The organism is Acidovorax sp. MR-S7, assembly GCF_000400995.2.
Lineage (GTDB): Bacteria > Pseudomonadota > Gammaproteobacteria > Burkholderiales > Burkholderiaceae_C > MR-S7.
Map to the genome: position 1 here is coordinate 1 of NZ_DF238980.1, position 7,137 is coordinate 7,137.

General features: G+C 70.9%; 3 protein-coding genes and 1 tRNA gene. 2 read left to right on the top strand and 2 right to left on the bottom strand.

The window, feature by feature from the left end:
- The first annotated feature begins 170 nt into the window (after positions 1-170).
- Positions 171-255 (top strand) — tRNA-Leu (locus AVS7_RS19310).
- A 171-nt stretch (positions 256-426) separates the two neighbouring features.
- On the opposite strand, the gene AVS7_RS19315 is transcribed toward AVS7_RS19310, so the two are convergent.
- A complete protein-coding gene (locus tag AVS7_RS19315; protein WP_020229704.1) occupies positions 427-3,063 on the bottom strand; it encodes a DUF349 domain-containing protein in 2,637 nt (878 codons plus the stop codon).
- 263 nt (positions 3,064-3,326) lie between these two features.
- Entirely contained in the window at positions 3,327-7,004 is a 3,678-nt protein-coding gene (locus AVS7_RS19320; RefSeq protein WP_049696972.1) for a DUF748 domain-containing protein, read from the bottom strand.
- On the opposite strand from AVS7_RS19320, the gene AVS7_RS25280 reads away from it, so the two are divergent.
- Positions 6,944-7,137, top strand: a 194-nt coding sequence (locus AVS7_RS25280) for a hypothetical protein (RefSeq protein ID WP_234450037.1), incomplete at its 3' end; no start/stop codon positions are given. The genes AVS7_RS19320 and AVS7_RS25280 overlap by 61 nt on opposite strands.

Here is a 7,137-nt window from a genome sequence, read left to right on the forward strand (position 1 = left end):
GCCGCGCCAGCTCTTGCTCGACGCCATCGGAGTGCCGGTCATCAACACAGATTTGTGACAGAGCCTTTTTTATTGCCCCGCCGCAGGCCACGCACGGCCGCCGCAGAAATTTTTCGGTTTTTGACTGGAAGGCCAAAAAACCTGTCCTATAATCGTGGCTTCCCTGAAATGCCCAGGTGGCGGAATTGGTAGACGCACTAGTTTCAGGTACTAGCGAGTAACATCGTGGAGGTTCGAGTCCTCTCCTGGGCACCAAATACAAAAAGCCGCTGTGTCGCCACAGCGGCTTTTTTCATGCCTGGGCACATCACAAAAGAGAGCTGCCTGCGCTTGCTGCACAAGGGTTTCAGGTATTTTTGAACCTGAAACGCCCAGCCAGCAAGCGCAGGCAGCTCTTTTTTCAGGAGCGCGCTACGCGCTCCGCTCTTACTTGCGCAGCAGCGCCTTGAGGGCGCTCTGCAAGCGCCGCGCGCTGGCCGTGTCGCTGGGGGCGGCCAGCACGCGCGCCGTGTCCTGCCCCCAGGTCTGGGCAGGAGCGGGATCGTTGCGCTTGGTCAGCAGCTGCAGCTGCAGCGCCCGGCGCGCGGGCAGCTGCTCGGCGGGGGTGGGCACTTCGGCCGCCATTTCCAGGCGCAGCAGCGCCTCGGCGGCATCGCCCGCAGGCGCTGCGGAGAGCGACTGCGCCCATGCGCCGCGCACGGCGGCAGTCACGGGGCCGCCCAGTTCCTGGGCGCTGGGAAGTTGCGCGGCGTCGCGCTTCTCCCAGGCCGCCAGCAGCTGCGTGAGGGCTTCGCCATGCGCCTGCGCGGCCAGCTTGCGCAGCGCGGCCTGGGCGTGGTCCATGGCCTCGCGCTGGGCACGGAAGGCCGCATCGCCCAGGCGCGGGCCGCGCGGCTCGCGGTCGCCGAAACGGCCGCCGCGATCACCCCCCATGCGCCCTGCACCCTCGCGCGCGCCACCCTCACGCGGGCCGCGGCCGTCCCTGCGGTCGCCAGGGCGGGCGGGGCCGCGGCCGGGCGCTGCGGGGGCGTCCTTCTTCATGCCGGGGCGGTCGTCGCCGCGCACGGCGACCACGGGGCGCGGCGCGGCCTTGGGCGCCTCGGCCGTTTCGCCTGCTGCGCTTTCAGGAGCTGCTTGCGCTTGCCCCTCCTGCGCTGGAGCCGTTTTTTCCTCGGATTGCGCCTCTGCCTGGCTGCGCAACGCAGCCTCCAGCGCGGCCATGGCAGAGCGGATCTGCTGGGCGTCGCCGCCCGCGTTCGCGGCTTCGAGCGCCTTGGAGGCGTCGAGCACGGCGCGGTCGCGCGCACTCAGCTCGGTGGCGGTGCGTTCGCGCTGCGCGCTCTTGCGGTTGAAGGCCTCGTCGATGGGCTTGCGGAAGGCGTCCCACAGGCGCTGCTCCTGCTTGCGATCCAGCGGCACGGCCTGCGCCTCGGCCTGCCAGCGCTGCTGCAGGGCCTTGATGGCATCGATGCGCAGCGCGGGCGCGGCGCCCAGCACCGTGGCTTCCTCGATCATGGCGTGGCGGCGCTCCAGGCTGGCCTTCTGCGCGGCGTCCAGCGGAGCGCTGGCAGCGGCCAGGGCCTGCTTCCACACCGGCTGCAGCTCGGCGAAGACCTTTTCGCTCACATGGCCGCCGGCGCGCCAGCGCTCGGCGAACTGGTGCAGCGCACGGCCCGCGGCCTTCCAGTCGGCGGCCACGCCCTCGCGCTGCGCCTGGGCCCAGGCGTTGAGCTCGTCGATCAGCGCCTGGCGCTGCGCGCGGTGCTCGGCGGCCTCGGTGCGCACCTTGTCGAGCCAGGCCTCGACCACCTTGTGGGCGGCGTTGCAGGCGTCGTCGAACTTCTTCCACAGCCCGTGGTTGGCGGGAGCGCCCTGGTCGGCCTGCTTCCACTGCTCGCGCAGCTGGCGCAGCGTCTCCTGCATCTTGCGCCCGCCCAAAACCTGGCCTTCGGGACGCTGCAGGAGCGCCTCGGCACGCGCCACGAGGTCTTCGCGCACCTGGTCGGCACTCCAGCGCTGCCAACCTTCGAGCTCGCCCGCGGCCACCAGCGCCGCATGCACGCGCTGCTCCAGCTCGCTGTCGATGAAGCGGCCGTGCACCTTGAGCACGCCGCGCAGCGCGGCGGCGGCGCCCACGCTGGCCTTGCCGTGGCCTTCAGCCGTTTCCTTCTCCAGCGTGGCCAGGGCCTCGCGCACGGCCTGCATGGCCTTGTCGCGCTGCTGCGGGTCCACCTTGGGCTTGGCGGGGGCTGCCTTGGCCGCCGCGGCGGCGGCCTCGGTGGGCAGGCCGCGCGCGGCGCGCAGCTCGTCGGCCCACACGGGCACGGGCGGCAGGGGGGCCTGCGCGTCCTCGGCAGCGGCTGCGGTCTGGGCTAGGGCGGACTGGAAGGCTTCCCACACCACCTGGAGCTGGCTCTGCGATGCCTCCAGTTGCGTGGGGAAGCGCGCCTCCACGCTGGGCCATGCGGCGTCGCCCGTGAGCTCTTGCGCCTGCTCGCGCCAGCGACCCACGTCGGCGCCCAGCACGTCCAACGCCGCCTGCGCGTCGCGCCAGGGCTTGGTGGAGAGCACTTCGATGCGCTGCGCGAGCAGCACGGCCACCTCGCGCTGCACCTGCACGCGGTGCTGCAGGTCTTCGATGGTTTTCACGCGGTCGGCCAGCTGCGTCTTGAACACGGACAGGGGCTCGCGCGACAGCGGCGCGCCGGCCTTGGCGGCGTCGCGCTGCCACGCCAGGGCGTCGGCGATATTGAGCTTGGGCAACGCCAGCAGGGCCTCGGCCTTGGCGGCCCATTCGGCGGCGATGGCTTCCTGCGCGCCAGCGCGGCGGATTTCGTCGAGCCGCTCGCGCACGGCGCGCGCCGCGCCCTTGTCGCGCGCGCTCAGCTCCTTGAACACCTCCTGCAGCTTGTCGGCGGCGGGCTGGGTGGCGAGCCACTCGCGGATGCGCGCCGACCGCTCGCCCGACGTGGGCGCGGAGAAGGCGCCGCCCGTCAACGCGTCGAGAGGATGCGGCTCGGAGGTCTTGGCCGGGGCCGGGGTCGCTTCAGGTGCGTCGGACATTTTGCTGCGAGAAGAAAAAGGGAACATGGGTTCTTGTGGTGAGAAACGGGCAGCCTGCGCCGCCCGTGCCGGAGCCTTCCGCCACGCTGCGCGCAGATGGTGGAAGGCGAAACTGCTATTTTCGCCCGGTTTTACCGGAAGCCGACTCTGTGCCACGTCATGAAGGCGCCAATGCCTGCGCACCACCCCACATCGGGCGTGTGCAGCGCAGTACAAGGCGCCACTCTATCGGCAGGGGCCGCCGTGTGCTGCAAGATCGTGTTTCAGCGCGCCGCGAGCGTCAGTTCGGCCTTCGGGCCGCTGCCCTGCGCGCCATCGTTGGTGAGCTTGCTGGCCCCCACGAACAGCCGCTCCAGAGGCACCTGGCGGCTGGCGAGGTAGTCGCGCACGGCCACGCCGCGCGCCAGCGCCAGCTCCTGCATGGAGTTGCCGGGCACGGCGATGCTTTGCAGCAGCAGCGCCTCCATTTCGTGCTGCGGCAGGTCCTTGGCAATACCCACCAGGTTGCGGGGCTTCTTGATGTCGGCGCGCCGGTAGACCTCCTTGAGCAGCGCGGGGTATTCCGCATCGCTGACCGGGGTGACCTCGGCGGCGTTGCCGCCGTCGCGCACGGCGGCGCGGCGCTTTTGCTCCATGGCCAGGTCCCGCAGGCGCAGGCGCTTCCAGGCTTCCTGCTCGGCCTGCGGCTGGGCCCAGCCCACCACCGTCACCCGCAGGGCCGGCCGCTCCACCAGCGCCTGGGCCATCTTGTCGAGCTGCTGGCGCGCGCCGTCGTCCAGCGCCGAGCTGCCGGCGGCGAAAGCCACCGCGCCCTGCTCGTCTCCGCCGCCGAAGACGCCTGCCAGCAGCGAGAACGGCGCCGTCACGGCCTTCATGATGAGATTGCCGATCACCTTGAGGATCACCGCTCCCAGGCGAAATTGCGGGTCGTTGAGCGAGCCGCTGACGGGCAGGTCCACGTCGATCACGCCGTTGCGGTCGGCGAGCAGGGCCGTCGCCAGGCGCACCGGCAGGCTGGCGGGAGCCCCCTCCACGGGGTCGCTGAACGCCAGCTGGTTGAGCACCAGCTTGTTGCTGGCCGTGAGCTGCCCGTCGGGCTGGACCTTGTAGGCGACGTCCATGCTGAGCTTGCCCCGCTCGATGCCATGGCCGGCGTATTTGATGCTGTAGGGCGACAGCGGCGGCAGCTCCAGGTCGCGCATGCGGCCCTGGATGTCGAGCGCCAGGGGCTTGGCCAGCGGGTTGAGCTTGCCCGTCACCTCCAGCGACGCCGTGCCCTGCACGCGGCCACGCAGTTCCAGGTCGGCCATTTGCGGCCCGCCGCCCGGCGTGGTGGCGACGGAAGAAAACGCGCTCAGCCGGCCGCCCAGGTCGCTGATGTTGGCGGAATAGTTGGGTTTGATGAAGTGGTCGGTGAAGTGCACCGCGCCGTTGGCCAGCGCCACGGGGCCGAAGCGGATCACGGGGGCCAGGGGGTCGGTGGCCTGCTCCCGGGCCTCTTGCGGCTCGGCCGCGGCAGCCTCCTTGCGGATGTCCTGCAGATTGATGCGCCCGCTCTCCTGGACGATGATGCGCGCGAAGAAGTCGCTGAGCGCCGTCTCCTGCACGTCCAGCGTCAAAGGCTTGCCTGGCTCCATGCCCAAGGCCACGCCGCGCAGGCCCAGCGACTTCCAGCGCAGCAGCTCCTCCCCCTGCTCGGCCACGCGCGGGGCCTGGCTGCCCTCCCCGTCCGCAGCAAGCACGCGCACGTCATCCAGGGACAGGTCGCCCTTCACCACCACCGAGGGGCCGGCCTTGGCATCGGCATAGCGCACGTCGCCAGTGAAGCTGCCGTCCGCGCGGCGGATGTCCACGTTCAGGTCCTGGCTCACATAGGGCTCGAAGGCATGCAGCGGCAGGTTGCGCGCCCGCACCTTGCCCTGCAGCGCCAGGCCGGGCGCCATGGACAGCGTGGCGTCCAGCGTGAGCTGCCCCGCCTCGGCGCGGCCCGCGCCAGCGCGGGTTTGCAGGTGCACGGGGAACGGCGCCATCTTTCCGTCCCGCCAGGCGAAGCCGCTCGCGCGCAACTGCAGGGCAGAGAGGTTCAAGGCCACGGGCCGGGGCGCGGCCGCGTCACGGAAGGCCACGTCGGCGCCCGCGATCTCGGCCGACTCCACCTGCACCGACCACGGTGCGCCGGCACCGGCGCTCGCCGCCTGCGGGGCCTGCTGCTGCACGGCCAGCCACTCCTCGAACATCCAGCCGCCCTGCCCGGAGCGCGACACCAGCAGGCGCGGCTGCTGCAGCGCCACCCGCGCCAGCGAGAGCCGGCGCTGCGATGGCAGGACCCAGGCGTCTGCCACTTCCAGGCGCCCCAGCTCCACCAGGGCGGATTTGGCCGCGACCGCCACGCCCCCGTGGCGCAGCGTCTCGCAGCGCGTGCCGGAGGGGCAGGACAGGCTGGCCTTGTCCAGCGACAGGCGGGCCACCTTGGCGGCCAGCACCTCGCCGTCCCGGGCCAGGCCGATGTCCGCGTCCAGCGTGCCCGCCACCGAGGGCTTCAGCACGCCGGCGAGGTACGGGCCCGCCATGGCGACGGGCAGGCTGCGGATGGACACGGCCGCCTGCGCGCGCGTGCCGGTGGTTTGGCCCTGCAGCGCCAGTTGCGCACCGCCTTGCGGCACGCCGCCGCCCGACAGTTGCGCACTGGCCTGGAACTGCAGGGGCTGGTGCAGGGGCCAAGCGATGGCCGTGGCGTCCATGCGCAGCTGATCGGCCTTCCAAGTGGCACGCCCGCCCGGCAGGCTCTCGTCCTCCCAGTCGAATACGCCGTCGCGCAAGCTCAGCCGCCCCAGCCGGAACTGCCAGGGCGCCTCGGCCGATACGGCCGGCGCTTCGGCGGGCGCCGATGCCTCCATGCCGGGGAGCACCACGGCGCCGGAGGCGTCCCGGCGCAGCAGCGCCCGCACGCCTTCCCAATCGACGGATTCGATATCCACCTGGTGCTGCAGGGGCTGCACATCCTTGAGCACGACGCGCAGCGCGTCGAAGCCCAGCAGCCGCCCGCCCTGCGCATCGGTGGTCTCGGCGCCGCGCAGCGCCAGGGAGCCCGCGATCTTCACGCGCGGCGCGGCGGCCTGCTCGAAATGCACCCGCAGATCGGCATCCAGCACGCCCGCGCGCAGGCGCAGCGGCACGGAGTGCGGGATGTAGCCCGCGAAAGGCGCCAGGTCGAAATCCTGGATGCGCACGCGGGCCTCGGCCTCGCGGTCGTCGGCGAAGGGCGTGGCCTGCGCGGCCGAATCGAATGCACTGCCATTGAGCTCGAACGCCAGCCGGGGGGTTACCTTGACCTCGCGGTCCGCGGACAGATTGCTCAGGAACGGCACGTCCAGGCGCACCTGCCGCAGCGTGTGGACCTTGTCCACCATGCGGTCGTCGAAATCCACGGAGCCTCCGCGCAGCACCATGTTGTAGAGCGCGAAGCGCGCGGGCTTCGCTTGCGGATCTTCAGGCTCCGGCGGCTGCGAGAAGCGGGCCAGGATGTCGTCCACGTCATAGTGCCCCGCCGACGTCTGCGCGACGCGCAACACCGGCCCATCCACCTCGATGGCATCGATCACCGGCGCCAGGCGCCACAGCGATTGCAGCTCCGCATCTATATAGATACGCTCCACCTGGGCCTGGGGCTTGCCCGCTCCCTGCGACGCGATGGACAGGCCGTGGAGGGTCATCTCCAGCGTCCAGGGCGAGAAGTCGACTCCCGCGACGATGACCTCGCGGCCCAGGGCTTCGGATGCGTGGCGCTCGATCTGCGACCGCACGATGGGAGGCACCGCCACCCATGCCAAGGCCCAGAAGACCAACAGCGCGCCCACGCACCAGGCTACCCGCCGCGCCCATGGACGACGCCCTATCTTTTTTACAAACTGGAACACACGACCCCCATCACTCTGACGCATCCAGCGATTGCATCAGAAATCCGTGGGTTGGCCTTGTAAAAAAGCGCAAACCGCAAAAAAGAAGGCTCTGTCACAAATCTGTGTTGATGACCGGCACTCCGATGGCGTCGAGCAAGAGCTGGCGCGGCTTTGC